Annotated in this window: 25 protein-coding genes and 1 tRNA gene; 13 read left to right on the forward strand and 13 right to left on the reverse strand. The window is 66.2% G+C overall.

Features of this window, described 5'->3' with window-relative positions; genetic code table 11:
* The first annotated feature begins 30 nt into the window (after positions 1-30).
* The 4 genes from secA (at position 31) to DIE22_RS07390 (ending at position 5558) form a co-directional block, all read left to right on the forward strand.
* Positions 31-2829, forward strand: a complete 2799-nt coding sequence (secA, locus tag DIE22_RS07375; RefSeq protein ID WP_124500208.1) for a preprotein translocase subunit SecA — start codon at positions 31-33, stop codon at positions 2827-2829.
* A gap of 143 nt (positions 2830-2972) precedes the next feature.
* Positions 2973-4214 carry a bifunctional glutamate N-acetyltransferase/amino-acid acetyltransferase ArgJ gene (gene argJ, locus DIE22_RS07380; protein ID WP_124500209.1) on the forward strand — a complete coding sequence of 414 codons (1242 nt, stop codon included), beginning with the start codon at positions 2973-2975 and terminating at the stop codon, positions 4212-4214.
* 19 nt (positions 4215-4233) lie between these two features.
* Complete coding sequence (locus DIE22_RS07385; RefSeq protein WP_124500210.1) at positions 4234-5103, forward strand: ATP-binding protein; 870 nt, start codon at positions 4234-4236, stop codon at positions 5101-5103.
* On the forward strand, positions 5100-5558 hold the full coding sequence (locus DIE22_RS07390; RefSeq protein WP_124604808.1) for an NUDIX domain-containing protein: 459 nt from the start codon (positions 5100-5102) through the stop codon (positions 5556-5558). The genes DIE22_RS07385 and DIE22_RS07390 overlap by 4 nt, the downstream gene beginning before the upstream one ends.
* Before the next feature lie 61 nt (positions 5559-5619).
* On the opposite strand, the gene DIE22_RS07395 is transcribed toward DIE22_RS07390, so the two are convergent.
* The 9 genes from DIE22_RS07395 to DIE22_RS07435 all read right to left on the reverse strand — a co-directional run bounded on the left by DIE22_RS07395 (position 5620) and on the right by DIE22_RS07435 (position 13590).
* Complete coding sequence (locus tag DIE22_RS07395; RefSeq protein ID WP_124500212.1) at positions 5620-5820, reverse strand: DNA gyrase inhibitor YacG; 201 nt, start codon at positions 5818-5820, stop codon at positions 5620-5622.
* Positions 5821-5848: 28 nt separating this feature from the next.
* Positions 5849-6604, reverse strand: coding sequence for a cell division protein ZapD (zapD, locus tag DIE22_RS07400; RefSeq protein WP_006754990.1), 756 nt, complete (start codon positions 6602-6604; stop codon positions 5849-5851).
* A 109-nt stretch (positions 6605-6713) separates the two neighbouring features.
* A complete protein-coding gene (coaE, locus tag DIE22_RS07405) occupies positions 6714-7322 on the reverse strand; it encodes a dephospho-CoA kinase (protein ID WP_124604809.1) in 609 nt (202 codons plus the stop codon).
* An 84-nt stretch (positions 7323-7406) separates the two neighbouring features.
* The gene (locus DIE22_RS07410; protein ID WP_124500214.1) at positions 7407-8318 is read right to left on the reverse strand and encodes an A24 family peptidase; all 912 of its coding nucleotides are present in this window, start codon (positions 8316-8318) and stop codon (positions 7407-7409) included.
* A 45-nt stretch (positions 8319-8363) separates the two neighbouring features.
* The gene (locus tag DIE22_RS07415; protein WP_124500215.1) at positions 8364-9569 is read right to left on the reverse strand and encodes a type II secretion system F family protein; all 1206 of its coding nucleotides are present in this window, start codon (positions 9567-9569) and stop codon (positions 8364-8366) included.
* A gap of 5 nt (positions 9570-9574) precedes the next feature.
* On the reverse strand, positions 9575-10852 hold the full coding sequence (locus DIE22_RS07420; RefSeq protein WP_124500216.1) for a GspE/PulE family protein: 1278 nt from the start codon (positions 10850-10852) through the stop codon (positions 9575-9577).
* An 82-nt stretch (positions 10853-10934) separates the two neighbouring features.
* Positions 10935-12224: an HlyC/CorC family transporter gene (locus tag DIE22_RS07425; protein ID WP_124604810.1), complete on the reverse strand. Its 1290-nt coding sequence runs from the start codon at positions 12222-12224 to the stop codon at positions 10935-10937.
* Positions 12225-12371: 147 nt separating this feature from the next.
* Positions 12372-12448: transfer RNA gene (locus DIE22_RS07430), tRNA-Pro, on the reverse strand.
* 146 nt (positions 12449-12594) lie between these two features.
* Positions 12595-13590 carry a polyprenyl synthetase family protein gene (locus DIE22_RS07435; protein ID WP_124500218.1) on the reverse strand — a complete coding sequence of 332 codons (996 nt, stop codon included), beginning with the start codon at positions 13588-13590 and terminating at the stop codon, positions 12595-12597.
* Positions 13591-13800: 210 nt separating this feature from the next.
* Between DIE22_RS07435 and rplU the strand changes: the two genes are divergently transcribed.
* The 4 genes from rplU (at position 13801) to proB (ending at position 16909) form a co-directional block, all read left to right on the forward strand.
* Entirely contained in the window at positions 13801-14112 is a 312-nt protein-coding gene (rplU, locus tag DIE22_RS07440) for a 50S ribosomal protein L21 (protein ID WP_006025184.1), read from the forward strand.
* A gap of 24 nt (positions 14113-14136) precedes the next feature.
* The gene (rpmA, locus tag DIE22_RS07445) at positions 14137-14400 is read left to right on the forward strand and encodes a 50S ribosomal protein L27 (protein WP_006476999.1); all 264 of its coding nucleotides are present in this window, start codon (positions 14137-14139) and stop codon (positions 14398-14400) included.
* Between the two features lie 187 nt (positions 14401-14587).
* Entirely contained in the window at positions 14588-15700 is a 1113-nt protein-coding gene (gene cgtA / locus DIE22_RS07450) for an Obg family GTPase CgtA (RefSeq protein WP_124500219.1), read from the forward strand.
* Between the two features lie 90 nt (positions 15701-15790).
* A complete protein-coding gene (gene proB / locus DIE22_RS07455) occupies positions 15791-16909 on the forward strand; it encodes a glutamate 5-kinase (RefSeq protein WP_124500220.1) in 1119 nt (372 codons plus the stop codon).
* Positions 16910-16999: 90 nt separating this feature from the next.
* Here the strand turns inward: proB and DIE22_RS07460 are convergent, their stop codons facing one another.
* Positions 17000-17608, reverse strand: coding sequence for a CNP1-like family protein (locus DIE22_RS07460; protein ID WP_124604811.1), 609 nt, complete (start codon positions 17606-17608; stop codon positions 17000-17002).
* Between the two features lie 13 nt (positions 17609-17621).
* The gene (locus DIE22_RS07465) at positions 17622-18272 is read right to left on the reverse strand and encodes an RNA pyrophosphohydrolase (RefSeq protein ID WP_124500222.1); all 651 of its coding nucleotides are present in this window, start codon (positions 18270-18272) and stop codon (positions 17622-17624) included.
* 217 nt (positions 18273-18489) lie between these two features.
* Between DIE22_RS07465 and DIE22_RS07475 the strand changes: the two genes are divergently transcribed.
* The gene (locus DIE22_RS07475; RefSeq protein WP_124604813.1) at positions 18490-20226 is read left to right on the forward strand and encodes a proline--tRNA ligase; all 1737 of its coding nucleotides are present in this window, start codon (positions 18490-18492) and stop codon (positions 20224-20226) included.
* Between the two features lie 23 nt (positions 20227-20249).
* The gene (locus DIE22_RS07480) at positions 20250-20852 is read left to right on the forward strand and encodes a MarC family protein (RefSeq protein WP_012363042.1); all 603 of its coding nucleotides are present in this window, start codon (positions 20250-20252) and stop codon (positions 20850-20852) included.
* A 79-nt stretch (positions 20853-20931) separates the two neighbouring features.
* Here the strand turns inward: DIE22_RS07480 and DIE22_RS07485 are convergent, their stop codons facing one another.
* Together DIE22_RS07485 and ffh are read right to left on the reverse strand one after the other, a co-directional pair.
* Positions 20932-21483, reverse strand: a complete 552-nt coding sequence (locus DIE22_RS07485) for a hypoxanthine-guanine phosphoribosyltransferase (protein ID WP_059465332.1) — start codon at positions 21481-21483, stop codon at positions 20932-20934.
* Positions 21484-21577: 94 nt separating this feature from the next.
* The gene (ffh, locus tag DIE22_RS07490; protein WP_039317379.1) at positions 21578-22945 is read right to left on the reverse strand and encodes a signal recognition particle protein; all 1368 of its coding nucleotides are present in this window, start codon (positions 22943-22945) and stop codon (positions 21578-21580) included.
* 89 nt (positions 22946-23034) lie between these two features.
* Between ffh and DIE22_RS07495 the strand changes: the two genes are divergently transcribed.
* Genes DIE22_RS07495 through ampD form a run of 3 tightly spaced genes read left to right on the forward strand, consistent with a single transcriptional unit; the run spans position 23035 to position 24846 of the window.
* The gene (locus DIE22_RS07495; protein ID WP_124500225.1) at positions 23035-23928 is read left to right on the forward strand and encodes an inner membrane protein YpjD; all 894 of its coding nucleotides are present in this window, start codon (positions 23035-23037) and stop codon (positions 23926-23928) included.
* Positions 23929-23941: 13 nt separating this feature from the next.
* Positions 23942-24259, forward strand: coding sequence for a PP0621 family protein (locus DIE22_RS07500; protein WP_124500226.1), 318 nt, complete (start codon positions 23942-23944; stop codon positions 24257-24259).
* Positions 24256-24846 (forward strand): 1,6-anhydro-N-acetylmuramyl-L-alanine amidase AmpD, encoded by a 591-nt coding sequence (ampD, locus tag DIE22_RS07505; RefSeq protein WP_124500227.1) that lies wholly within the window; start codon positions 24256-24258, stop codon positions 24844-24846. Before DIE22_RS07500 ends, ampD begins: the two co-directional genes overlap by 4 nt.
* The last annotated feature ends 27 nt before the right edge of the window (positions 24847-24873 follow it).

Here is a 24873-nt window from a genome sequence, read left to right on the forward strand (position 1 = left end):
CGCCGGTGCTGCGACGCAGGATCCGATCCGATGACAACCGGTTTTCTCCAGAAAATTTTTGGCAGCCGCAATCAGCGGCTCGTCAAGCAATATCAAAAGACCGTCGCGACGATCAATGCGCTCGAAACGCAGATCGAGCAGCTGACGGACGACCAGTTGCGCGGCAAGACGGATGAGTTCCGCCAGCGGATCGCGGGCGGCGAGTCGCTCGACAAGCTGCTGCCCGAGGCGTTCGCGGTCTGCCGGGAGGCGAGCCGCCGCGTGCTGAAGATGCGCCACTTCGATGTGCAGATGATCGGCGGCATGGTGCTCCACTACGGCAAGATCGCGGAAATGCGCACCGGCGAGGGCAAGACGCTCGTCGCGACGCTGCCGGTGTACCTGAATGCGCTGGCAGGCCGCGGCGTGCACGTCGTGACGGTCAACGACTACCTCGCGCAGCGCGACGCCGAATGGATGGCGCGCCTCTACAACTTCCTCGGGCTGTCGGTCGGCATCAACCTGTCCGGCATGGAGCACGACCAGAAGCAGCAGGCCTACGCGTCGGACATCACCTACGGCACGAACAACGAGTTCGGCTTCGACTACCTGCGCGACAACATGGTCTACGAGACCGAGGCGCGCGTGCAGCGGGCGCTGAACTTCGCGGTCGTCGACGAAGTGGACTCGATCCTGATCGACGAGGCGCGTACGCCGCTGATCATCTCGGGCCAGGCGGAAGACCACACCGAACTGTACGTGCGGATGAACGCGCTGCCGCCGCTGCTCGAGCGCCAGATCGGCGAGGAGAAGGCCGACGGCACGGGCGTCGAGAAGCCGGGCGACTACACGCTCGACGAAAAATCGCGCCAGGTGTTCCTGACAGAGTCGGGCCACGAGAAGGCCGAGCGGCTGCTCGGCGAGTGGGGCCTGATCGGCGAGGGCGAGAGCCTGTACGCGCCGCAGAACATCACGCTGATGCACCACGTGTACGCGGCGCTGCGCGCACACACGCTGTTCCACAAGGACCAGCACTACGTCGTGCAGAACGGCGAAGTGGTGATCGTCGACGAATTCACGGGCCGCCTGATGGCGGGCCGCCGCTGGTCCGACGGCCTGCACCAGGCGGTCGAGGCGAAGGAACACGTGAAGATCCAGAGCGAGAACCAGACGCTCGCCTCGATCACGTTCCAGAACTACTTCCGGATGTACGGGAAGCTCGCGGGCATGACGGGCACGGCGGACACCGAAGCGTACGAATTCAACGAGATCTACGGCCTCGAGACGGTCGTGATCCCGACCAACCGTCCGCCGAAGCGGATCGACAAGCAGGACCAGATCTACAAGACGGCCAAGGAGCGCTACGACGCGGTGATCCGCGACATTCGCGAGTGCTACGAGCGCGGCCAGCCGGTGCTGGTCGGCACGACGTCGATCGAGAACTCGGAGCTGCTGTCGCACCTGCTGAAGCAGGCCGGGCTGCCGCACGAGGTGCTGAACGCGAAGCAGCACGAGCGTGAAGCCGCGATCGTCGCGGAAGCCGGCCGTCCGAACCGCATCACGATCGCGACCAACATGGCCGGTCGCGGTACCGACATCGTGCTCGGCGGCAACGCCGAGAAGCAAGCCGCGTTCATCGAAGTCGACGAAGCGATCCCGGCCGACGAAAAGGCGCGCCGCATCAAGCAGCTGCACGACGGGTGGGAAACGCTGCACGAACAGGTGAAGACCGCGGGCGGCCTGCACATCATCGGCACCGAGCGTCACGAATCGCGCCGGATCGACAACCAGCTGCGCGGTCGTGCGGGCCGCCAGGGCGACCCGGGTTCGTCGCGCTTCTACCTGTCGCTCGACGATCCGCTGCTGCGCATCTTCGCGGGTGACCGCGTGCGTTCGATCATGGATCGTCTGAAGATGCCGGAAGGCGAGGCGATCGAGGCCGGCATCGTCACGCGTTCGATCGAATCCGCGCAGCGCAAGGTCGAAGCGCGCAACTTCGACATCCGCAAGCAGCTGCTCGAATACGACGACGTGTCGAACGACCAGCGCAAGGTGATCTACCAGCAGCGCAACGAACTGCTCGAAGCGCACGACATCACCGAGACGATCGCGGCGATGCGTCACGGCGTGATTACCGAAGTCGTCCGCCAGTTCGTGCCGGAAGGCAGCATCGAGGAACAGTGGGACGTGCCCGAGCTCGAGGAAGCGCTGCGCAACGACTGGCAGCTCGACCTCGCGATCCAGGAAATGGTGAACGAGTCGTCGTCGATCGCGGCCGATGAGATTCTCGAGGCCGTGACGACCGCCGCCGACGAGCAGTACGAGGCGAAGGTCGCGATGGTCGGCCGCGAATCGTTCAGCGCATTCGAGCGTTCGGTGATGCTGCAGACGGTCGACCGCCTGTGGCGCGAGCACCTTGCGGCGCTCGACCACCTGCGCCAGGGCATCCACCTGCGCGGCTATGCGCAGAAGAACCCGAAGCAGGAATACAAGCGCGAAGCGTTCGAACTGTTCGCCGCGATGCTCGAGGCGATCAAGCAGGAAGTCACGCGCATCGTGATGAACGTGCAGATCCAGTCGCCCGAGCAGCTCGAGGAGGCGGCCGAGCAGATCGAGGAGCGCGGCGGCCATCTCGAGAACGTCGAGTACCAGCATGCCGACTACGCGGAATCCGGCGCACCGGTCGCGAACGTCGCGGCCGCTACCGCGGCGACGGCGACGGCCGACATGGTCGGCAGCGCGATGACCCATAGCGGCCCCGGGGGCGAGATGCCGAAGGTCGGCCGCAACGACCCGTGCCCGTGCGGCAGCGGCAAGAAGTACAAGCAATGTCACGGGAAGCTGTCATGATCGGCGGCGGCGCGCATTCGCGTGCCGCTTCGTTCGCAGCTTCGAGTCAGTGAAGTGAGTTGCGGCGGCCGGCTCGTGCGGCCGTCGGTTCTTCCAATCAATGCCGGCGCGTGCCGGCATTTTCCATCCGGCAGGTGTGCCCCATGGCTGTCAATTTTCCGTCGATCGATCCCGCCCAACTGCATCCCGTCGCCGGCGTCACGCTCGGCTGGGCGGAAGCGAACATCCGCAAGCCGAATCGCAAGGACGTGCTGGTCATCTCCGTCGACGAAGGGGCGACGGTCGCCGGCGTATTCACCGAGAACCGCTTCTGCGCCGCACCCGTGATCGTGTGCCGCGAGCACCTGGCCAAGGTGCGCACGGGCGGCGCGGGCATCCGCGCGCTCGTCGTCAATACGGGCAATGCGAATGCGGGCACCGGCGAGCCGGGCCTCGCGAACACCCGCGAAACCTGCGCGGAACTCGCACGCCTCGCGGGCATCGAGGCCGCACAGGTGCTGCCGTTCTCGACCGGGGTGATTCTCGAGCCGCTGCCGATCGACCGCCTGAAGGCAGGGCTGCCGGCCGCGCTCGCGAACCGCAAGGCCGCGAACTGGCACGACGCCGCGCAGGCGATCATGACGACCGACACGCTGCCGAAGGCCACGTCGCGCCAGGTGACGATCGACGGCCACACGGTCACGCTGACGGGCATCAGCAAGGGCGCGGGCATGATCAAGCCGAACATGGCGACGATGCTCGGCTTCCTCGCGTTCGATGCGAACGTCGCGCAGCCGGTGCTCGACACGCTCGTGAAGGAAGTGGCCGACCGCTCGTTCAACTGCATCACGATCGACGGCGACACGTCGACCAACGACTCGTTCATCCTGATCGCGTCGGGCAAGAGCACGCTGCCCGCGATCACGTCGACCGACTCGCCGGCCTATGCGGCGCTGCGCGACGCGGTCACGCAGGTCGCCCAGGTGCTGTCGCAGCTGATCGTGCGCGACGGCGAAGGCGCGACGAAATTCATGACGGTGCAGGTCGACGGCGGCAAGAGCGTCGCCGAGTGCCGCCAGATCGCATACGCGATCGGTCATTCGCCGCTGGTGAAAACGGCCTTCTACGCATCCGACCCCAACCTCGGCCGGATTCTCGCGGCGATCGGCTATGCGGGCGTCACGGATCTGGACGTCGGCAAGATCGATCTCTATCTCGATGACGTGCTCGTCGCGAAGGCCGGTGGCCGCAACCCGGCCTACCAGGAAGAGGACGGCCAGCGCGTGATGAAGCAGAGCGAAATCACGATCCGCGTGCTGCTCGGCCGCGGCGACGCGCAGGCTACCGTCTGGACGTGCGACCTGTCGCACGATTACGTGAGCATCAACGCGGATTACCGCTCCTGATCGGGAGCGCTCGGACGACATGGACAAGCTTGAACAGTTTCTGACACGTGCCGAAGCGCTGCTCGGCCGCCTCGAGGGGATGCTGCCGCCCGCACCGGCGGCAGTCGACTGGAATGCCGCCACCGCGTTTCGCTGGCGCAAGCGCCAGGGGCGCGGCTATCTGCAGCCGGTGCCGGCCGCGTCGACGATCACGCTCGGCGACCTGCACAACATCGATCGGCAGAAAGGGCTGATCGAGCAGAACACGCGACAGTTCGTGCAGTGCAAGCCGGCGAACAACGTGCTGCTGACCGGGGCGCGCGGCACCGGCAAGTCGTCGCTGATCAAGGCGTGCCTGAACGCGTACGCGAAGGACGGGCTGCGCCTGATCGAAGTCGACAAGGACGACCTGCACGATCTCGGCGACATCGTCGAGCTGATCTCGCAGCGTCCGGAGCGGTTCATCGTGTTCTGCGACGACCTGTCGTTCGAGGAAGGCGAATCGGGCTACAAGGCGCTGAAAGTCGCGCTCGACGGTTCGATCGCCGCGCAGTCCGACAACGTGCTGATCTACGCGACGTCGAACCGCCGCCACCTGCTGCCCGAGTACATGAGCGACAACGAATCGTACAAGCATCTGCCGGACGGTGAGATCCACCCCGGTGAAGTCGTCGAGGAAAAGATCTCGCTGTCGGAGCGCTTCGGCCTGTGGGTCAGCTTCTACCCGTTCAAGCAGGACGACTATCTCGACATCGTCGCGCACTGGCTGCGCCATTTCGGCTGCGCGGCCGCGGAGATCGAGACGGCGCGCGGCGACGCGCTCGTCTGGGCGCTCGAGCGCGGTTCGCGCTCGGGGCGCGTCGCGTGGCAGTTCGCGCGCGACTGGTCGGGTCGCAAGGAGCAGGCATGAGCGTGGATTTCGCAGCGGGCGCCATGCAAGCGCCCGACGGCCGCAAGGTGACGGAAGTCGCGGTCGGTGTCATGGTGCAGCCGGACGGCCCGGTCGGCCGCTGCCGCTACCTGCTTGCGCAGCGGCTGCAGGGCAAGCCGTACGAAGGCTACTGGGAGTTCCCGGGGGGCAAGCTGGAAGCCGGCGAGAGCGTCGAGGACGCGCTGGCGCGCGAGCTGCACGAGGAACTCGGCATCGTCGTCACGGCCAGCCATCGCTGGCATACGCTCGAGCACGATTATCCGCACGCATATGTGCGGCTTTATTTCTGCAAGGTGACGGGCTGGACAGGCGAGCCGCACAGCAAGGAAGGGCAGGCGTTCGTGTGGCAGCAACTGCCGGTCGACGTCGCGCCGCTGTTGCCGGCTGCGCTGCCGGTGCTGGACCTGCTCGAGCAGGAAGCCGCGTCGCAATGACGCCGCGGCGGCCCGCCTGAAAAGCGGGCCATATCGGCGGACGGGCGGTGCCGGGCGCCGCTCAACTGTCGTGGCGGCCGTCGGTGCCGTCTTCCTCCGACGACGGACCTTCGTCGGAGGATCCGCCGATCCGGTACTTTTCTGCGGCCCATGCGCCGAGGTCGAGCTGCTTGCAGCGGGCCGAACAGAAGGGGCGGAACTTGTTTTCAGGTGTCCAGCGCACTTCTGCGCCGCACGAAGGACATTTCACAACGGTAGTCATACGAAAGCGTCGAACCGGCGCACGGCCGTTACAGATTGCACAGTGTCAGATGGAACGGCACGTCGATGTCCACCGCGCGCGGCCGCACGTCGCCGTCCTGCATGGTGAACCGTACCCACAGCATGTATTTGTTGGCGCTTGCTTCGGGAATCACGCGCAGCTCCGGCGGCACGCGCACCTGCATCAGTTGGTAGCTACGCCCCGACAGCATCTGCTGGTAGCTGCCCTGCATCGCCATCACCTTCGACGCCTGACCCGATTCGCGTGCGAGCCGCAGCACGATTGCCGCCGCGTCGCGCAGCGGCAGCAGCGGCATGATCCATTTCGCGATGTCCTGGCGCCGCTGCTCGGCGGGCCATTGCTGCCACGCGTAGTACGACGGCAGGTCGAACTTGCACGTGCCGCCGGGAATCACCGCGCGGCTGCGGATGCTGGCGAGCCACTCGTTGTCGACCAGATGCTGCCCGGTCTTGCCCTGCATCTGCGCAAGATTGGCGAGCGTCTGCTCGATTTCGCCGAGCACGGCTTCGAGCGCATTCTGTTCGATGCCCGGATTGCCGCGAAAGGGAGCGAGCGTCTGACGCTGACGTTCGAGCTCCTTCATCAGATCCGATTTCAGGTCCGCGCGGCCCGTGACCTCGGCGATTTCGAACAGCGTCGTCAGCGCGACGTGATGTTCACGCGGGTCCTCCTGAGCCAAAAAGAACGCGAAGCGCTCGAACAGGTCTTCGAGGCGCAACAGCGTGCGAATTCGCTCGTTGAACGGATACTCGTAAAGAATCAAGCGCGCTCGCCTCTAGGGTAGGGATTGAAACAATGCAGGACATTCTAATGCTCACGCTCTACCCTAGCAACGCACCAATTTCGTACACCATCACGATCTCGCGCGGTGGTCAGCGCGCGGCGGCCGCGAATCCGAGATAGCGTTGGTGCAGTGCATCGACCTGCGCGGCGAGCGCTTCGGGTGTCGTCGCATCGTTGACGATCACGTCGTCGGCCGCCGCGAGACGCGCTTCACGCGTCGCCTGTCGTGCGATGATCGCTTCGACCTGTTCGCGCGTGAAACCATTGCGCCGCATCACACGTGCAATCTGCGTTTCGACCGGGCAGTCGACGACCAGTACGCGATCGCTGCGCGCCTTCCAATTACCTGACTCCACGAGCAGCGGTACGACGAAGATCACGTACGGGCCCTGCGCTTCGCGGGCCTCGCGATCGGTCTCCGCGCGGATCAGCGGATGCGTGATCGCTTCGAGGCGCCGGCGTGCGTCGTCGTCGCTGAAAATCAGTGCGCGCATCTTCGCGCGATCGAGCGAGCCGTCGGCCGCGACGAAGTCCGGTCCGAATGCGTGCTCGATCGCGGGCATCGCGAGACCGGCCGGTGCGGTGATGCGGTGCGCGATCAGGTCGGTATCGACGAGCGATGTACCGCGTGCGGCGAACATATCGGCGACGGTCGTTTTGCCGCTGCCGATGCCGCCGGTGAGTCCTATTGCAAACATGTGAGCCTCCGCCGGGCCGCCACGAGGAAGCAAGTCGCCTCCCCGCGACGCAGCGAACAAAGCGGACGCGGGCGGTGCGTCATGTCAGCCGCCGAGCGCCGAATAGAAGGGGGTACCGAAAAACAGCGTGGCGACGCCGCCTGCCGCGAGGAACGGGCCGAACGGAATCGGCTCCTCGAAGCGCATGCGTCCGCGCCAGGTCGCGACGAGCCCGACGATCGCGCCCGTTACCGCGGCAAACAGCACGACCTGCGGCAGCGCGGCCCAGCCCATCCATGCGCCGAGCGCGGCGAGCAGCTTCAGGTCGCCGAAGCCGATGCCCTCGATGCCGCGCAGCCATTTGAACAGCCAGTAGATCGACCACAGGAACAGGTAGCCGGCCATCGCGCCGACCACGGCCGAACGCAGCGACGTGAACGTGCCGCCGAGGTTCAGTGCAAGCCCCGCCCACAGCAGCGGCAGCGTCATCGAATCGGGCAGGTAGCCGGTCCGGATATCGATTGCGCTCATCGCCAGCAGCGCGGTGCAGAGTCCGAACGCGGCGAGTGCGGCGACGGTGGGGCCGAACGCGGCGAGCGACCCGGCGGCGAGCAGCGCACCCGCGAGCTCGACGAGCGGATAGCGCGCGCCGATCGCATGGCCGCACTGGCGGCAGCGCCCGCGCAACATCAGATAGCTGACGAGCGGGATGTTTTCCCACGCGCGCAGCACGTGACCGCAGTGCGGGCAGGCACTGCGCGGGCGCCACAGATCGTAGTGCTGCGGATAGCCGTCGTCCGGCGGTGCGCTCGCGCTGCCGGTCGCTTCGGCGATTTCGGCCTGCCATGCACGCTGCATCATCACCGGGATCCGGTGTACGACGACATTCACGAAGCTGCCGACGCACAGGCCGAGCACGACGGCGAATGCATACTGCACCGCGGGCGGCAGCATCGCCAGCGCGAGCAACGTGCCGTCGGGCGAATCGAAAACGGTGGTCAGGGGCGCGGGCGTCATGGGGCTCGGGTTCGGGCTTGAAAGGCGACAGAATCGGTTGCGATGCTACACCACGTTGCCCAACTGAAGGATGGGCAGATACATCGCGATCACGAGGCCGCCGACGAGTGCGCCCAGCACGATCACGATCAGCGGCTCGCCGAGTGCGGCAAGCGCATCGAGACGTGCGTCGAGCTGGCGCTCGCAGAGTGCTGCGATGTCGGCGAGCATCGTGTCGAGTGCGCCGGTTTCCTCGGCGACGGCGATTGGTTGCACGACGTCGTCCGGGAAGCAGCCCGCCGCGTGCATCGCATCGGCAAGACGCGCGCCGCGCAGCACGCGCGTGGCGATCTGCGCCGTGGCCTGTTCGAACACCGGGTGGCCGGCCGTGCGTTCGAGCGTGGCGAATGCATCGGCAAGCGGTACGCCGGCACCGAGCAGCGTGGCAAGCGAGCGGCACCAGCGTGCGGTCGCGAACCGCGTGAGCGCGCTGCCGACGAACGGCGCATTCAGCACGTGCCGCGCGGCCATGTAGCGCAGCGATGGCGAGCGCCGCAGCGCGTGGCGTGCGGCGAGCCCCGCCGCTGCTGCGCCGGCGACGAACGTGCCGCCCCAGGCCGATGTCGCGGAGGAAAGGGCGAGCAGGGCGCGGGTGGGTGCCGGCAGTGCCGCGCCGAAGCCGTCGAAGATCTGCCGGAACGTCGGCACGACCCATACCATCAGCGCGGCCGAGATCGCGAGCGCGAACACGATGACGGCGACCGGGTAGGCAAGCGCGGCACGCAGCTTGCGCCATTGCACGTCGGCGCGTTCGCGGTGCTCCGCGACGCGGGTCAGCACGGTGCCGAGCGCGCCTGACGCTTCGCCCACCTCGATCAGCTGGCGATACAGCGTGCCGAATTGGGAAGGATAGCGTGCAAGTGCGGCGGCGAAGCGCTGCCCGCCGACGATCTCGCGCGCGAGACCCGCGGCGATGCGCGGCAGCCCGTCGTGCGTACGGGTGCGGGCGAGCATCTCGAGCGACGGTGCGAGCGGCAGTCCGGCCTGCAGCAGGCTCGCGAGCTGACGCGTGAAACGCGTGATCTCCCGTGCGCCGGCTGTCGGTGGCCGGGCCGTGCCGCGGATGTCGAGCGACAGCACCGCGACGCCGTCGCGCGCGAGCGCTGCACGTGCGGCGGCTGCGTCGAATGCGATGATGCTTCCGCGGCACGGTGTGCCGTCGCGACGACGGCCGCGCCACGCGAAGCGGGTCTCGTGCGGCGGTGCATGCATTGCGATCACGCGTCAGGCGTCGCGGCCAGCGCTTCCGCGACGCTCGTCGTGCCGTCGCGAACGTGCGCGAGTGCCGCGTCACGCAAACTGCGCACGCCTTCTGCCGCCGCGCATCGCGCGAGCGCGCCGACGCTTGCGCGCGCGACGATGCGCTCGGCCATCTCGGGCGAAACCGGCATCGTCTGATGCAGGCCGACCCGGCCTCGATAACCGATACCGTGACAAGCGGCACAGCCTTGCGCGACGAACGGGCGCCATCCGGATGCCAGCGCCGCCGAATCGCAGCCCGCATCGCGCAGCGCGCGCGCCGGCGCGTCGGAACGCACACGGCAGGTGACGCACAGACGGCGGACGAGACGTTGCGCGGTGACGAGGCGCAACGCGGCCGCCAGGTTGTACGGCGCGACGCCGATGTCGAGCAGTCGCGCGACGGCTGCCGGCGCGTCGTTCGTGTGCAGCGTCGACAGCACGAGGTGCCCGGTCTGCGCGGCCTTGATCGCGACGTCGGCCGTTTCCGCATCGCGAATCTCGCCGACCATGATGACGTCCGGGTCCTGGCGCAGCAGCGCGCGCAGCGCAGTGGCGAAGGTGAGCCCGGCTTTCTCCGCCACGCCGACCTGGTTGATGCCATCGAGCTGAATCTCGGCCGGATCCTCGACCGTGCATACGTTGTGCGCGTCGCGATCGAGCATCTGCAGCGCGCAGTAGAGCGACAGTGTCTTGCCGCTGCCGGTCGGACCGGTGACGAGCACGAGACCGTGAGGCGTGCGTATTGCGGCCTCCATCGCCGCGGCCTGCCGCGCGTCGAAGCCGAGGCGCGCGAGCGTGAGATCGGGCGGCAGCGTTTCGAGGCGGCGCAGCACGAGCTTCTCGCCGAACAGCGTGGGCAGCGAGCTGACCCGGTAGTCGCCTCGCAGGCCGCCGTCGACCGCGATGCGCAGCCGGCCGTCCTGCGGAAGCCGGCGCTCGGCGATGTCCATGCGGGCGAGCACCTTGATCCGCGTCACGAGCGCGTCGCGCAGATGAGCGGGCGGCCGCACGTGTTCATGCAGGACGCCGTCGATGCGCAGGCGAATGCGCCAGCCCGCTTCGAACGGTTCGACGTGGATGTCGGACGCGTCGCGCACGCGGGCGGCGTGCAGCGTGTCGGTCAGCAGCCGTACGGCGGGCGAGTCGTCGAGTTGCGTCGCATCGAGCGAGCGGGGTGTTTCAGCGGGCGATGCGTCGGTGGTGACAGGCGGCCGCTGCGTGCGCAGCGGCGCCCCGGGAGATGGGAAGTGCATGTGAGCCGGCACGCTGCCGCCTGTTGATCGTGACCGGCAAATGGTCGCGTATCGCGAGCGGCGCCGACAGTCGGCCGTTCGGCTAGCGCGTGGCGGCGCGTGCGCGCGAGCTGCGCGGCTTGAAGAGCTTGACGGTGCGCACGGCCTGGTCGTCGCTGCGCATGACCTCGAGCATCGTGTCGCGGATTTTCATGCACACGTCGCCTTCGGGAATTTCCTCGAGGATCTCGAGGATCAGGCCGTTCAGCGTCTTCGGTCCGTCGGTCGGCAGTTGCAGGTGCAGCCAGCGGTTCAGTTCGCGCAGCGGCGTGCTGGCGGCGACGATGCATTCGCCATTTTCGTCCCAGCCGCCCGCGCGTTCGCCGCGCGGCATCGACGTCGTGAATTCGCCGATCAGTTCCTCGATGATGTCCTCGGGCGTGACGAGCCCCTCGAGTTCGCCGTACTCGTTGACGACGAGCGCAGTGCGCTGCCGGCTTTCCTGGAAGTACTGGAGTTGCTGGACGACCGGCGTGCCCGACGGCACGTAGTACGGCTCGGCAAGCAGCGTGCGCAACGTTTCGCGGTCGAAATCCTGGTTGTGCAGCGCGGTGAGCGTCTTGCGGACGTGCAGCACGCCGAGCACCTTGTCGATGTCGCCTTCGTAGACGACCAGGCGGTTGTGATAGCAGGTCTCGAGCTGATGCAGGATGTCGTCGAGCGGCGCGTAGAAGTTGAGCGACTCGATCTGGCGGCGCGGCACCATCACGTCGTCGACCGTGATGTTCTCGAGGTCGAACAGGTTGAGCAGGATGCTGCGGTGCTTGGTCGGCATGAAGCTGCTCGACTCGAGCACGATCGCGCGCAGCTCATCGGCGGACATCCGCTGGTCGCGGCCCTTCTTCGTATTGATGCGCAGCACCCAGAGCACGCCGTTCGCCAGCGCGTTGACGAACCAGACGACCGGCTTGAACACGCGCATCAGCGGCGCGATCACGAGACTCGCGGGCAGCGCGATGCGCTCGGGAAAGGTCGCGCCGACGATCTTCGGCGCGATTTCCGCGAACACGATGATCAGGAACGCGACGATGGCGGTCGCGATCGACAGCGCGAGGTTGTTACGGCCGAACGTGTGCAGCGCGAGCGACGTCGTGAGGACCGGGATGATCGTGTTGAACAGGTTGTTGCCGATCAGGATCACGCTGAGTAGCAGGTCGGTGCGCGTGAGCAGACCCTGCGTGGTTTTCGCGCCGAGCACGCCCTGGCCGGCGAGGTGCTTCAGCCGATGGCGATTGAGCGCCATCATCGCGGTCTCGGAAATGGAAAAGAAGCTGGAGCAGAGGAGAAGCAGGAAGACGGCGCTGATTTGCGCCCATAAGGGAATTTGGTCCACGCGTCAGAAGGGCAGTGAAGGACAGGGATGGAGGAAATATAGCAGAGGCCGGCGGCCGGGATGTGTCGTGCGTGGCACGAGGGTTCACGCGACCAGGTAAAAAAGGCAAAAAAAAACCGTGCACATGGTGCACGGTTTTTTCAAATCTGGTCGGGGTGAGAGGATTCGAACCTCCGGCCTCTACGTCCCGAACGTAGCGCTCTACCAGGCTAAGCTACACCCCGATTTGGACTCTTCCGACTTCGCCGTCTTCTTCAAGACCGCTGCGTCGTCGAGCAAGAACATAACTATAACGATGTTTTTTCGAAAAGGGAAGACCTTGGCGAAGAAATTTTTCGAGACAGGCTATCGCTTCTCGTTCGCGGCGCGTTTACGACTGCCGCGACGTCGAGTACGAACACAACGCGAGCAGGCTTTCCTTGTAGATCGAATCCGGGAACGCCGTGATCGCGGCAGCAGCGGCCTGTGCTTCCTGGCGCGCGCATTCGAGCGTATGGTCGAGCGCGCCCGAACGCGTGATCGCATCGAAAATCGTGTCGAAGCGATCGGTGCCGCCTTGTTCGATTGCCTCGCGTGCGAGCGCAGACTGTTCGGGCGTGCCGCGTTCGATCAGATAGATGAGCGGCAGCGTCGGCTTGCCTTCGCGCAGGTCGTCGCCGGCATTCTTGCCCATCGCTTCGGCCGTCCCCGCGTAGTCGAGCCAGTCGTCCATGATCTGGAACGCGGTGCCGATCCGGCGGCCGTATTCGGCCGCGGCGGCTTCGGTCGGCGCATCGGCGCCGGCGAGCACCGCGCCCAGGCGGGCCGATGCTTCGAACAGTTTCGCCGTCTTGTAGCGGATCACCTGCATGTAGCGCGTCTCGTCGACGTCCGCGTCGTGCATGTTCAGAAGTTGCAGCACTTCGCCTTCGGAAATGATCGTCGTCGCTTCCGACAGAATTTCCATCACGCGCATCTTGCCGACGCCGACCATCATCTCGAACGAGCGCGAATAGAGATAGTCGCCTACCAGCACGCTTGCCGCGTTGCCGAACAGCGCGTTGGCCGTCTGGCGGCCGCGACGCAGTTCGGATTCGTCGACGACGTCGTCATGCAGCAGCGTGGCCGTGTGGATGAACTCGACGACGGCGGCCAGCACGTGCCGCTGGTGCGACGTCTCGCCGAGCGCGCCGGCGACGAGCAACAGCAGGGCCGGACGCAGCCGCTTGCCGCCCGCGCCGATGATGTACTCGGCGATCTGGTTGATCAGCAGCACGTCGGACGCGAGGCTTTGCCGGATAACGCGATTCACCTGCTCCATGTCGCTGGCGATCGGAGCGAGCAGGTGGGCGGCGCTGAGTGTGGGGGAGGCGGTGGACGACGACATGATGATCGAAATGGGTGATGCGGCGGATTATAAGTCGAATCCGAGATATCCCGGTCTGTCGGACGTGCCCGCACCGTGATTTTGGCCGTCCGGCCGGCGCTTGCGCGCGGCAATCGTGGATCGGCTTTGACTTGGGCGCTAACCCCATGTATAGTCACGTGTTTTCCGCGCGTGGTGTGCGGAAAAATTGGATCCAGAGTGAGGTTCTCAATGTACGCGGTCATAAAAACCGGCGGCAAGCAGTACAAGGTTGCCGTTGGCGAAAAACTCAAAGTAGAACAGATACCGGCTGACATTGACGCTGAAATCACGCTCGACCAGGTTCTCGCAGTGGGCGAAGGCGAATCGATTAAGTTCGGTACGCCGCTGGTCAGTGGGGCTTCCGTCAAGGCCACCGTCGTATCGCACGGTCGTCATGCCAAGGTCACCATCTTCAAGATGCGTCGCCGGAAGCACTACCAAAAGCACGGCGGCCACCGCCAGAACTACACTGAGCTGCGCATCGACGCGATCAACGCGTAAGCGCCTCGGTAAAGGAGCAATCAGATGGCACACAAAAAGGCAGGCGGCTCTTCCCGGAACGGCCGCGACTCCGAGTCGAAACGTCTCGGCGTGAAAGTGTACGGCGGCCAGGCGATCAACGCCGGCGGCATCATCGTGCGTCAGCGCGGTACGCGCATGCACGCTGGCGAGAACGTCGGCATGGGCAAGGATCACACCCTGTTCGCGCTGGTCGACGGTCACGTCAAGTTCGCGACCAAGGGCGCGGACAAGAAGCATCTGGTCATCGTCGTCCCGGCGGCTGCCTAAGTTCAGGCACCCACGGGCTTCGTAGCCGAAAGGCCCCGCAGTCTTCGCGGGGCCTTTTTTTATTTGGCCGCCGGGCGCATGTGCGCGCCGGCGGCTGTCGCGCAACGGCGGGCAATCGGCCGAATGGCAGATTGTTCAAGCGCGCCGGCGCGCGGCACAATAGCGGAAATACTGGTCGGAGTGACGAATGAAGTTCATTGACGAAGCACGAATCGAAGTCATCGCCGGCGACGGAGGCGATGGCAGCGCGTCGATGCGCCGTGAGAAGTTCGTTCCGTTCGGCGGGCCGGACGGCGGCGACGGCGGCCGGGGCGGCAACGTCTACGCGATCGCCGACCGCAACATCAACACGCTGATCGACTACCGTTACGCGAAGAAGCATCTGGCGCGCAACGGCGAGAACGGTCGCGGCTCGGATTGCTATGGCAAGGGCGGTGACGACGTCACGCTGCGCATGCCGGTCGGCACGGTCGTGACCGACATGGACACGGGCGAGCTGATCGCCGATCTGACCGAGCACGATCAGCAGGTAATGCTCGCGAACGGCGGCGCCGGCGGTCTCGGCAACCTGCATTTCAAGTCGAGCACGAACCGCGCGCCGCGCCAGAAGACCGACGGCAAGCCCGGTGAACGACGCATGCTGCGGCTCGAGCTGAAGGTGCTCGCCGACGTGGGGCTGCTCGGCATGCCGAACGCCGGCAAGTCGACCTTCATCTCGTCGGTGTCGAACGCGAAGCCGAAGATCGCCGATTATCCATTCACGACGCTCGCGCCGAACCTCGGCGTCGTGCGGGTCGGCCCGAGCAAGAGTTTCGTGATCGCCGACATCCCGGGGCTGATCGAAGGCGCCGCCGAAGGCGCGGGCCTCGGCCACCAGTTCCTGCGACACCTGCAGCGCACCGGCGTGCTGCTGCATCTGGTCGATTTGGCCCCGTTCGACGAAAGCGTCGATCCGGTCGCGGAAGCGAAGGCGATCGTCGGCGAACTGCGCAAGTACGACGAGGCGCTCTACGAGAAGCCGCGCTGGCTCGTCCTCAACAAGCTCGACATGGTGCCGGAACACGAGCGCGAGGCGCGCGTTGCCGATTTCCTCGACCGTTTCGGCTGGGACGGCCCGGTGTTCGAGATTTCGGCGCTCACGGGCCAGGGCTGCGAAGCACTGTGCTACGCGATCTACGATTATCTCGCCGAGCATTCGGACGCACATCGCGCGGCGGAAGAGGAAGATCTGGCCGCAGACGTGCGATTCCGCGATGCGCCGCCCGCCGATGGCGGCGCGGCGTCCGGCGACGACGTCTGAGCGGGCCCGAAACGCACCGGGCGTCGGGCCCGGTGCCGGAATTCAATCGCGCCCGGCCGGGCAGGCAGCAGATACAGGAGACAGCGCACGATGCGTTCGATCATCGCGGACTCAAAGCGATTGGTGGTGAAGGTGGGCTCGAGCCTCGTGACCAACGACGGCAAGGGGCTCGATCATGCTGCAATCGGCCGCTGGGCGGCCCAGATTGCCGCGCTGCGCGTGCAGGGCAAGGAAGTGGTGCTCGTCAGTTCGGGTGCGATCGCCGAAGGGATGCAGCGGCTCGGCTGGAGCAAGCGTCCGCGCGAGATCGACGAGTTGCAGGCCGCCGCCGCGGTCGGCCAGATGGGGCTCGCGCAAGTCTATGAAAGCCGCTTTACCGAGCATGACATCCGTACCGCGCAGATCCTGCTCACGCACGCCGACCTCGCGGATCGCGAACGCTACCTGAATGCGCGCTCGACGCTGCTCACGCTGCTGCGGCTCGGCGTCGTGCCGATCATCAACGAGAACGACACGGTCGTCACCGACGAAATCAAGTTCGGCGACAACGACACGCTCGGCGCGCTCGTCGCGAACCTGATCGAAGGCGATGCGCTGATCATCCTGACCGACCAGTCGGGGCTGTTCACCGCCGATCCGCGCAAGGATCCGAACGCGACACTGGTCGCGGAAGCCAGCGCGGGCGCACCGGAGCTCGAGGCGATGGCGGGCGGAGCCGGCTCGAGCCTCGGCCGTGGCGGGATGCTGACGAAGATCCTGGCCGCGAAGCGCGCGGCGCACAGCGGCGCGAACACCGTGATCGCGAGCGGCCGCGAAGCCGGCGTGCTGGTGCGGCTGGCGGCGGGCGAGGCGATCGGCACGCAGCTGATCGCGCGCACCGCACGGATGGCGGCACGCAAGCAATGGATGGCCGATCACCTGCAGGTGCGCGGGCACGTGGTGATCGATGCGGGCGCGGTCGAGAAGCTGACGGCCGGCGGCAAGAGCCTGCTGCCGATCGGCGTGATCGGCGTGCAGGGCGCGTTCGCGCGCGGCGAGGTGATCGCGTGCGTCGGTCCCGACGGACGTGAAGTGGCGCGCGGCCTCACGAACTACAGCAGCGCGGAAACGAAGCTGATTCACCGCAAGCCGAGCGGCGAGATCGAGACGGTACTCGGCTACATGTTGGAGCCGGAGCTGATTCACCGCGACAACCTCGTGCTCGTGTGACCGTCCGGCGAGACGTCGGCCGGCCATGAAAAAGCCCGCATCGGAGGCGGGCTTTTTCATGGCAACGGGCAGGTGGCCCGTGTCGCACGGTCAGCGCAGCTGGCTCATCGCGGTGCGATGGAACTTGATGTTCTCGAGAATCTGCTGGCTCGTGCCCTGCGGCATCTTGTTCGAGCAGAAGTAATCCTGGTACAGCGCCGAGTGGTACGCGTTCAGCTCGCCGTTCTCGATACGACGCCAGTCGTTCTCGACCGTGCGGTCCCAGCCGTCGTGATCCGAATTGAGGCCTGCATACTGACGCCATTCGTAGGTGTCGCAGCGGATGCCTTCGTAGTTCACGTTACGCGCGCCGGCCGGGCTCGTGATGACGACCGCATAGCGCACGACGCCGTCGGTGCCGACCGCGAGCGACTTCGCATCGACGGAGAACTTGAGCGGCGTGTTCTGCGACACGTTGAACGGCAGCAGGTCGCCCGCTTGCGGCAGCGGCGGCAGCGTGTCGACCGGGTTTTCCTTCCAGTTGCCCTGGCGGTCGAGCAGATAGACGAACTCGCTGTCATCCTTGTTGGAGGGCGCTTTCGAATTCGCGCAGCCGGCCAGGGCCGCCGCCGCGGCGATCGATGCGAGCGCGAGAGCAATCGCTTTCAATATGCATTCCTCGTAAAAAAAGGGCGCGACACCAAGGTCGCGCCCGGTCATGCAGTCCGACTCGTCATTTGCCGACGATCACGCGGGGCGACATCTCGTCGAGCGTGCTCGCCTCCACTTCGATCTCCGAACAGACTACCGATGTGTCGACAATCGTCAGCGTCTGCTGGGCCTGCGCACCGATGACGCGCGGATAGCGCGACGGACGCGGCCCACGCGGCTTTTCGGCTCGCTGCGCCGCCGGGCGGCGCAGGAAGCGCGACAGTTCCGTCAGCGCCAACTGATAGACATCCCGCTTGAACTCGATCACCGCATCGAGCGGCACCCAGTACTCGTTCCAGCGCCATGCATCGAACTCCGGGTGATCGGTCGCGCGCAAACAAATGTCGCAATCGCGTCCGACCATCCGCAGAAGGAACCAGATCTGCTTCTGGCCGCGGTAATGGCCGCGTACTTCGCGTTTGATGAACTTGTCAGGCACCTCGTAACGCAACCAGTCGCGGGTGCGGCCGATTATCTTGACGTGTTCCGGGTGCAGGCCCGTTTCCTCGTGCAGTTCCCGGTACATCGCCTGCATGGGGGTCTCGCCGTACTTGATCCCACCTTGAGGAAACTGCCAGGAGTGCTCGCGGAGCCGCTTGCCCCAAAACACCTCGTTGCGCGCGTTCAAGAGGATGATGCCGACGTTCGGGCGAAAGCCTTCACGATCCAGCATACAACCACCTTCGAATCCTTTAAAATTGCTTTGATTATAAACAGATAACGGGCGCTGCGCACCGTGACGGAGCGAATCCGCGCGGGGTGCACCGGCTGAATTGTCCCTGATTTGTCTGCTAAGTCATCTGCGCCATCGTCGTTCGTCGCGCGCAGCTTTTTCACCTTGAAACTTTTTCGGGCGCCCCGCCTGGGGCGCCGTATTTGGAACCGTCCGCATGAAAGCTTCCCGTTTCTTTATCGGCACCCTCAAAGAGGCACCGGCCGACGCAGAGATCGTCAGCCACAAGCTGATGGTGCGCGCCGGCATGATCCGTCGTGTCGCCGGCGGCATCTATAACTACCTGCCGGTCGGCCTGCGTTCGATTCGCAAGGTCGAGGCGATCGTGCGCGAGGAAATGAACCGGGCAGGCGCCATCGAGCTGCTGATGCCGGCCGTGCAGCCGGCCGAGCTGTGGCAGGAGTCGGGCCGCTGGGAACAGTACGGCCCGGAGCTGCTGCGCTTCAAGGACCGCAAGGACAACGACTTCGTGATCGGGCCGACGCACGAGGAAGTCGTCACCGACATCGCGCGCAACCAGATCAAGAGCTACCGGCAGATGCCGGTGAACTTCTACCAGATCCAGACGAAGTTCCGCGACGAGATCCGTCCGCGCTTCGGCGTGATGCGCGGCCGCGAATTCCTCATGAAGGACGCCTATTCGTTCGACAAGGACGCAGCCGGCCTGAACGAGTCGTACCGCAAGATGTATGACGCGTACGTGCGCATCTTCACGCGCCTCGGCCTCGAGTTCCGGGCGGTCGCGGCCGACAGCGGTTCGATCGGCGGCAACTTCTCGCATGAATTCCACGTGATCGCCGATACCGGCGAGGACGCGATCGCCTACTGCCCGACGTCCGACTTCGCGGCGAACATCGAAGCGGCGGAAGCGCTGCCGCTGACGCCCGCGCGCGCGGCGCCGGCCGAAGCGATGGAGAAGGTCGCGACGCCCGGCAAGGCGAAGTGCGAAGCCGTCGCCGAGCTGCTGGCGATCCCGCTCCAGCGCACGATCAAGTCGATCGTGCTCGCCACCGAGAACGAAGGCGCCGAGCCGACCATCTGGCTCGTGATGCTGCGCGGCGACCATGACCTGAACGAGATCAAGGTATCGAAGCTGCCGGGGCTGAAGAACCACCGCTTCGCGACCGAGCAGGAAATCGTCGAATGGTTCGGCACGCCGCCGGGCTATCTCGGCCCGGTCGGCACGAAGAAGCCGGTGAAGGTGATCGCCGATCGCACGGTCGCGAACATGAGCGACTTCGTCGTCGGCGCGAACGAGGTCGACTATCACATCGCGGGCGTGAACTGGGGCCGCGACCTGCCGGAGCCGGAAGTCGCCGACGTGCGCAACGTGAAGAAGGGTGATCCGTCGCCGGACGGCAAGGGTGAGATCGACATCTGCCGCGGCATCGAAGTCGGCCACGTGTTCCAGCTCGGCACCAAGTATTCGGAAGCGATGGGTGCGACGTTCCTCGACGAGTCGGGCAAGCCGCAGCCGATGCTGATGGGCTGCTACGGCGTCGGCGTCACGCGCATTCTCGGCGCGGCGATCGAACAGAACTTCGACGACAAGGGCATCATCTGGCCCGAGTCGATCGCACCGTTCGAGGTCGTGCTGTGCCCGATGGGCTATGACCGCAGCGACATGGTCCGCGAGGCCGCCGACAAGCTGTACGCGGAACTGGCCGCGGCCGGCATCGACGTGATCCTCGACGATCGCGGCGAGCGCCCGGGCGTGATGTTCGCCGACTGGGAACTGATCGGCGTGCCGCATCGGCTGGTGATCGGCGAACGCGGCCTGAAGGAAGGCAAGATCGAGTACCAGGGCCGCCGCGACGCCGAGGCGACGCTGCTGCCGGCTGACGCGGCTGCGGCGGCGGTGACGGAGAAGATCCGCGCCGCCCTCGCGCACTAAGCGCCGCGACCCCGGGGGACACGGTGGAATACACCTTCCTGTCGGCCACCGTGCTCCTCGTGCTGATCACGGATCCGCTCGGCAACATCCCGCTGTTCATTACGGCGATGCGGGACGTGCCGCGCGAGCGGCGCGTGAAGCTGATCCTGCGTGAAGTGGGGATCGCGTTCGTGATCCTGCTGTTCTTCATGGTGGTCGGCGACCGCTTCCTGCGGATGATGAGCCTCACCGACCTGTCGCTGCGGCTCGGCGGCGGGATCGTGCTGTTCCTGATCGCGCTGCGGATGATCTTCCCGCATCCGGACGGCGCGCTCGGCAGCGATCCGCGCGCGGGCGGCGAACCGTTCATCGTGCCGCTCGCGATTCCGGCGCTCGCCGGGCCGTCCGCGCTCGCGACGGTGATGCTGCTGACGTCGCAGGCGCCGGGCAAGATGTTCGAGTGGGTCGGCGCGCTGACGGTCACGATGATCGTCTGCGCGATCACGCTGGTGCTGGCCGAACGGATCCAGCAGTGGCTCGGCGAGCGGACCGTCGCGGCGTTCGAGCGGCTGATGGGCCTCGTGCTCGTCGCGATCTCGGTCGAGATGCTGCTGGCCGGCATCCGGGCGTTCGTGCACCAGCTGTAGCACGGGCGGCGTGGCCGACGAAAAAAAGCGGCGCTCCGGGAAACCGGCGCGCCGCTTTTCTATAGGGTGGGCAGGGCGATCAGACGTTCGCGGTCAGCGCACGGATCGTCGGCAGGTTGCGCCAGTAGCCCTTTGCGTCCATCCCGCAGCCGAACACGTAGCGGTCCGGCACCGAGAACCCGCAGAAGTCGGGGTGCAGCGGCTTCGCCTTCGCGAGCGTCTTCTCGCACAGCACGGCGGACATGAAGCGCTTCGCGCCCATGTCGAGGATGCGGTCGCGGATCGCGGCCATCGTCTCGCCTTCGTCGAGGATGTCGTCGAGCACGAGCACGATCCGGTCCTTCACCGATTCGCGCGGTGCGACGCGCCAGTGCATCTCCGGGCTGCCCTGCGTCGTGTTGCGGTAGCGGGTCAGGTGGATGTAGTCGAATTCCAGCGGGAAATCGAGATGCGGCAGCAGCATCCCGGTAAACACCGCGGCGCCGCCCATCACCGAGAGGACGAGCGGGAACGCGTCGCCGATGTCGGCGCGGATCGCGTCGGCCATCCGGGCGATCGATGCGTTGACGGCATCGGCCGAGACGATCTCTTCGGAGTGGTCGAAAATGTGGAGGGCTTCTTCGCGGTTCATGGGTTCTGGCGGGCAGTCGGTATACAAATAAGAATGAAGCAGAACGGCCGGCGCGCGCTACGGCAAAAACCCGCGCGCCGGCCGATGGGCGGAATCAGCGCATGCCGGGCATCATGCCCTTCAGGCCGCGCATCATTTTCTGCATGTTGCCGCCCTTCAGCTTCTTCATCATCGTACGCATCTGATCGTACTGGTTCAGCATCCGGTTGACTTCCTGCACCGGCACGCCCGCGCCGGCTGCAATGCGGCGCTTGCGCGTCGCCTTGATGATTTCGGGTTTCGCGCGCTCGGCGGGCGTCATCGAGCTGATGATCCCTTCCATCCGGCGGATCGACTTCTCGGCCTGGCCCATGTCGGCGCCGGCCGCGGCCTGCTGGAACTGCGCGGGCAGCTTGTCCATCAGCGACGACAGGCCGCCCATGTTCTTCATCTGCGAGATCTGCGCGCGGAAATCGTTCAGGTCGAAGTCGCCGCCTTTCTTCACCTTGTCGGCGAGCTTCTGCGCGGCCTGCACGTCGACGCCGCGCTGCGCCTCCTCGACGAGTGCCAGGATGTCGCCCATGCCGAGGATCCGGTTCGCCATCCGGTCCGGGTGGAACACCTCGAGGCCGTCGAGCTTTTCGGCGACGCCGACGAACTTGATCGGCTTGCCCGTGATGTGGCGCACCGACAGCGCGGCACCGCCGCGCGAATCGCCGTCGAGCTTGGTCAGCACGACACCGGTGAGCGGCAGCGTGTCGTTGAACGCCTTCGCGGTGTTGACCGCGTCCTGGCCGAGCATCGCGTCGACGACGAACAGCGTTTCGGCCGGCTTCAGCGTGCCGTGCAGCGCGGCGATTTCCTGCATCATCGCCTCGTCGATACCGAGGCGGCCGGCCGTGTCGACGATCAGCACGTCATGGTAGTGGCGCTTCGCCCAGTCGACGGCCGCGAGCGCGATGTCGACGGGCTTCTGGTCCGGCGTCGACGGGAAGAAGTCGGCGCCGACCTGTTCGCTCACCGTTTTCAGCTGCATGATGGCGGCCGGGCGATACACGTCGCACGACACCGTCAGCACCTTCTTCTTGTACTTCTCGCGCAGCAGCTTCGCGAGCTTGCCGGCGGTCGTGGTCTTGCCGGCGCCCTGCAGGCCGGCCATCAGGATCACGGCGGGCGGCGTGACCGCGAGGTTCAGCTCGGCGGCCTTGCCTTCGTAGTCGCCGCCGATCACGGCGGTCAGTTCCTTCTGGACCACGCCGACGAGCGCCTGACCCGGCGACAGGCTGCTGATCACTTCCTCGCCGAGCGCCTTTTCCTTGACCTTGGCGATGAATTCGCGGACGACGGGCAGCGCAACGTCGGCCTCCAGCAGCGCGAGACGCACCTCGCGGAGCATCTCCTGGGTGTTCGCCTCGGTAAGCCGGGCCTCGCCGCGCAGCGTCTTGACGACGCGCGCCATCCGTTGAGTGAGATTGTCGAGCATGGGGAGCGATGGACAGTGGGGCCCGAAGGCGCAACGGAACCGAACAAAGGGAGCCGTCGCGGGAAGGGGGCCTAGTGTAAACTTCGAACATGGATATTGTACTGTATGCCCTCACCGCATTCCTGTACGGCGGCCTCGCCGTCGCAGGCTGGCGCACGCACCGTCAAGGCGGGGCGCCGCTCGTCGCGAGCGTGCCGGCCGTGCCGGTTCCGGCGTCCGCCGCGTCGGGGATGAGCGGGGCCGGCCGCGCGCTGCTGTTCGCGGCGCTCGTCGCGCACGGCGTGCTGCTGCACATGACGATCTTCCCGCACGACGCGATGATCTTCGGCTTTGCGTTCGCGCTGTCCGCGATGTTCTGGCTCGGCGCCGGCATCTACTGGATCGAGAGCTTCTTCTTCCCGCTCGACAGCCTGCGCCTGCTGGTGCTGCCGCTCGCGTGCGGCGCGTCGCTGCTGCCGCTCGTGTTCGGCGGCGTGCGGGTGCTGCCTTATGCCGCGGCACCGCTGTTCAAGATGCACTTCCTGATCGCGAACATCGCGTACGGCCTCTTTGCGATCGCCGCGCTGCACGCGGTCCTGATGCTGATGGTCGAACGGCGCCTGCAGTCGCTGCGAAGCGGCGGGCGCGACGGTTCGACCGGCTGGATCGCGAGCTGGCTCGAAACGCTACCGCCGCTGCTCACGCTCGAGAAGCTGCTGTTCCGCCTGATCGGCGCCGGCTTCGTGCTGCTCACGCTGACGCTCGCGTCGGGGATCCTGTTCAGCGAGCAGGTCGATGCGCGCGCGCTGCGGCTCGACCACAAGACCGTGTTCGCGGTGCTGTCGTGGCTGATGTTCGGCGGCCTGCTGGTTGCCCACAAGACATCGGGCTGGCGCGGGCGCGGCGCCGCGCGCTGGGTGCTCGTGTCGTTTGCCGCGCTGCTGCTCGCGTATGTCGGCAGCCGGTTTGTTTTAGAGGTGCTGCTGCACCGCTCCGTGGTTTGAACGCAGGTTTCCGATGCGACAGATTCTTCTCCTGATTCTCCTTTTCTTCGCGGGTTCGTGGCTCACGCGCAAGCTGCGCCAGGCCCAGGAGCACGCGCAGGCACGCACCGGCCGCGATGGCGGCCACGACGGCGCGCCCGGTCACGGCGGCGCCGGTTCGGCACGCCCGAACGGCGATGCGCGCTCGCTGCCCGAGCCGATGGTGCGCTGCGCCGAATGCGGCGTGCATGCGCCGAAGGGCGACGCCGTCGCCGCAGGCGGCGAATACTTCTGCAGCACCGAGCACGCGCAGCGCCACGGCGCACGCGCGAGCGGCCACGACGCGCGATGAGCGACGCAGCGCTGCTGTCGGTCGACGCGCACGGCTGGGTGCGCGAAGCGCGCCACGCGCCTTCGCCGAATGTCGAGGCGCGGCCCGCGGGCGCGGTGCCGACGCTCGTCGTCGTCCACAACATCAGCCTGCCGCCCGGCGAGTTCGGCGGCGACGCGATCGAGTCGCTGTTCCTGAATCGCCTCGATTGCGATGCGCACCCCTATTACCAGAGCCACCTGCGCGGCGTGCGCGTGTCCGCGCACTTCCTGATCCGTCGCGACGGCGAACTCGTGCAGTTCGTGTCGTGCGACGAGCGCGCATGGCATGCGGGCGCGTCCGAGTTCTTCGGCCGGCCGAGCTGCAACGACTTCTCGATCGGCATCGAGCTCGAAGGCGCGGACGACGTGCCGTTCGACGCAGCGCAGTACGCGACGCTTGGCGTGCTCGCACGCACGCTCGCCGCGCGCTACCCGATCGACGCGGTGGCCGGGCATTCCGACGTCGCGCCGGGCCGCAAGACCGACCCGGGGCCGCGCTTCGATTGGCAACGCTTCGCAGGCGATGCCGGCTTTTCCGCCGAATACTTTCCTTTCCGTCAGCACTGAGCGCAGGGTTTTTTGACCGGGGAAAGT

It is taken from the genome of Burkholderia sp. Bp9142 (genome assembly GCF_003853415.1).
Lineage (GTDB): Bacteria > Pseudomonadota > Gammaproteobacteria > Burkholderiales > Burkholderiaceae > Burkholderia.

What these genes read in the sequence shown, in the direction of transcription:
- secA (WP_124500208.1), top strand. Translation starts at nt 31, where the DNA reads ATGACAACCGGTTTTCTCCAGAAAATTTTTGGCAGCCGCAATCAGCGG.
- argJ (WP_124500209.1), top strand. Translation starts at nt 2,973, where the DNA reads ATGGCTGTCAATTTTCCGTCGATCGATCCCGCCCAACTGCATCCCGTC.
- DIE22_RS07385 (WP_124500210.1), top strand. Translation starts at nt 4,234, where the DNA reads ATGGACAAGCTTGAACAGTTTCTGACACGTGCCGAAGCGCTGCTCGGC.
- DIE22_RS07390 (WP_124604808.1), top strand. Translation starts at nt 5,100, where the DNA reads ATGAGCGTGGATTTCGCAGCGGGCGCCATGCAAGCGCCCGACGGCCGC.
- DIE22_RS07395 (WP_124500212.1), bottom strand. Translation starts at nt 5,820, where the DNA reads ATGACTACCGTTGTGAAATGTCCTTCGTGCGGCGCAGAAGTGCGCTGG.
- coaE (WP_124604809.1), bottom strand. Translation starts at nt 7,322, where the DNA reads ATGTTTGCAATAGGACTCACCGGCGGCATCGGCAGCGGCAAAACGACC.
- DIE22_RS07410 (WP_124500214.1), bottom strand. Translation starts at nt 8,318, where the DNA reads ATGACGCCCGCGCCCCTGACCACCGTTTTCGATTCGCCCGACGGCACG.
- DIE22_RS07415 (WP_124500215.1), bottom strand. Translation starts at nt 9,569, where the DNA reads ATGCATGCACCGCCGCACGAGACCCGCTTCGCGTGGCGCGGCCGTCGT.
- DIE22_RS07420 (WP_124500216.1), bottom strand. Translation starts at nt 10,852, where the DNA reads ATGCACTTCCCATCTCCCGGGGCGCCGCTGCGCACGCAGCGGCCGCCT.
- DIE22_RS07435 (WP_124500218.1), bottom strand. Translation starts at nt 13,590, where the DNA reads ATGTCGTCGTCCACCGCCTCCCCCACACTCAGCGCCGCCCACCTGCTC.
- rplU (WP_006025184.1), top strand. Translation starts at nt 13,801, where the DNA reads ATGTACGCGGTCATAAAAACCGGCGGCAAGCAGTACAAGGTTGCCGTT.
- rpmA (WP_006476999.1), top strand. Translation starts at nt 14,137, where the DNA reads ATGGCACACAAAAAGGCAGGCGGCTCTTCCCGGAACGGCCGCGACTCC.
- cgtA (WP_124500219.1), top strand. Translation starts at nt 14,588, where the DNA reads ATGAAGTTCATTGACGAAGCACGAATCGAAGTCATCGCCGGCGACGGA.
- proB (WP_124500220.1), top strand. Translation starts at nt 15,791, where the DNA reads ATGCGTTCGATCATCGCGGACTCAAAGCGATTGGTGGTGAAGGTGGGC.
- DIE22_RS07460 (WP_124604811.1), bottom strand. Translation starts at nt 17,608, where the DNA reads ATGACCGGGCGCGACCTTGGTGTCGCGCCCTTTTTTTACGAGGAATGC.
- DIE22_RS07465 (WP_124500222.1), bottom strand. Translation starts at nt 18,272, where the DNA reads ATGCTGGATCGTGAAGGCTTTCGCCCGAACGTCGGCATCATCCTCTTG.
- DIE22_RS07475 (WP_124604813.1), top strand. Translation starts at nt 18,490, where the DNA reads ATGAAAGCTTCCCGTTTCTTTATCGGCACCCTCAAAGAGGCACCGGCC.
- DIE22_RS07485 (WP_059465332.1), bottom strand. Translation starts at nt 21,483, where the DNA reads ATGAACCGCGAAGAAGCCCTCCACATTTTCGACCACTCCGAAGAGATC.
- ffh (WP_039317379.1), bottom strand. Translation starts at nt 22,945, where the DNA reads ATGCTCGACAATCTCACTCAACGGATGGCGCGCGTCGTCAAGACGCTG.
- DIE22_RS07495 (WP_124500225.1), top strand. Translation starts at nt 23,035, where the DNA reads ATGGATATTGTACTGTATGCCCTCACCGCATTCCTGTACGGCGGCCTC.
- DIE22_RS07500 (WP_124500226.1), top strand. Translation starts at nt 23,942, where the DNA reads ATGCGACAGATTCTTCTCCTGATTCTCCTTTTCTTCGCGGGTTCGTGG.
- ampD (WP_124500227.1), top strand. Translation starts at nt 24,256, where the DNA reads ATGAGCGACGCAGCGCTGCTGTCGGTCGACGCGCACGGCTGGGTGCGC.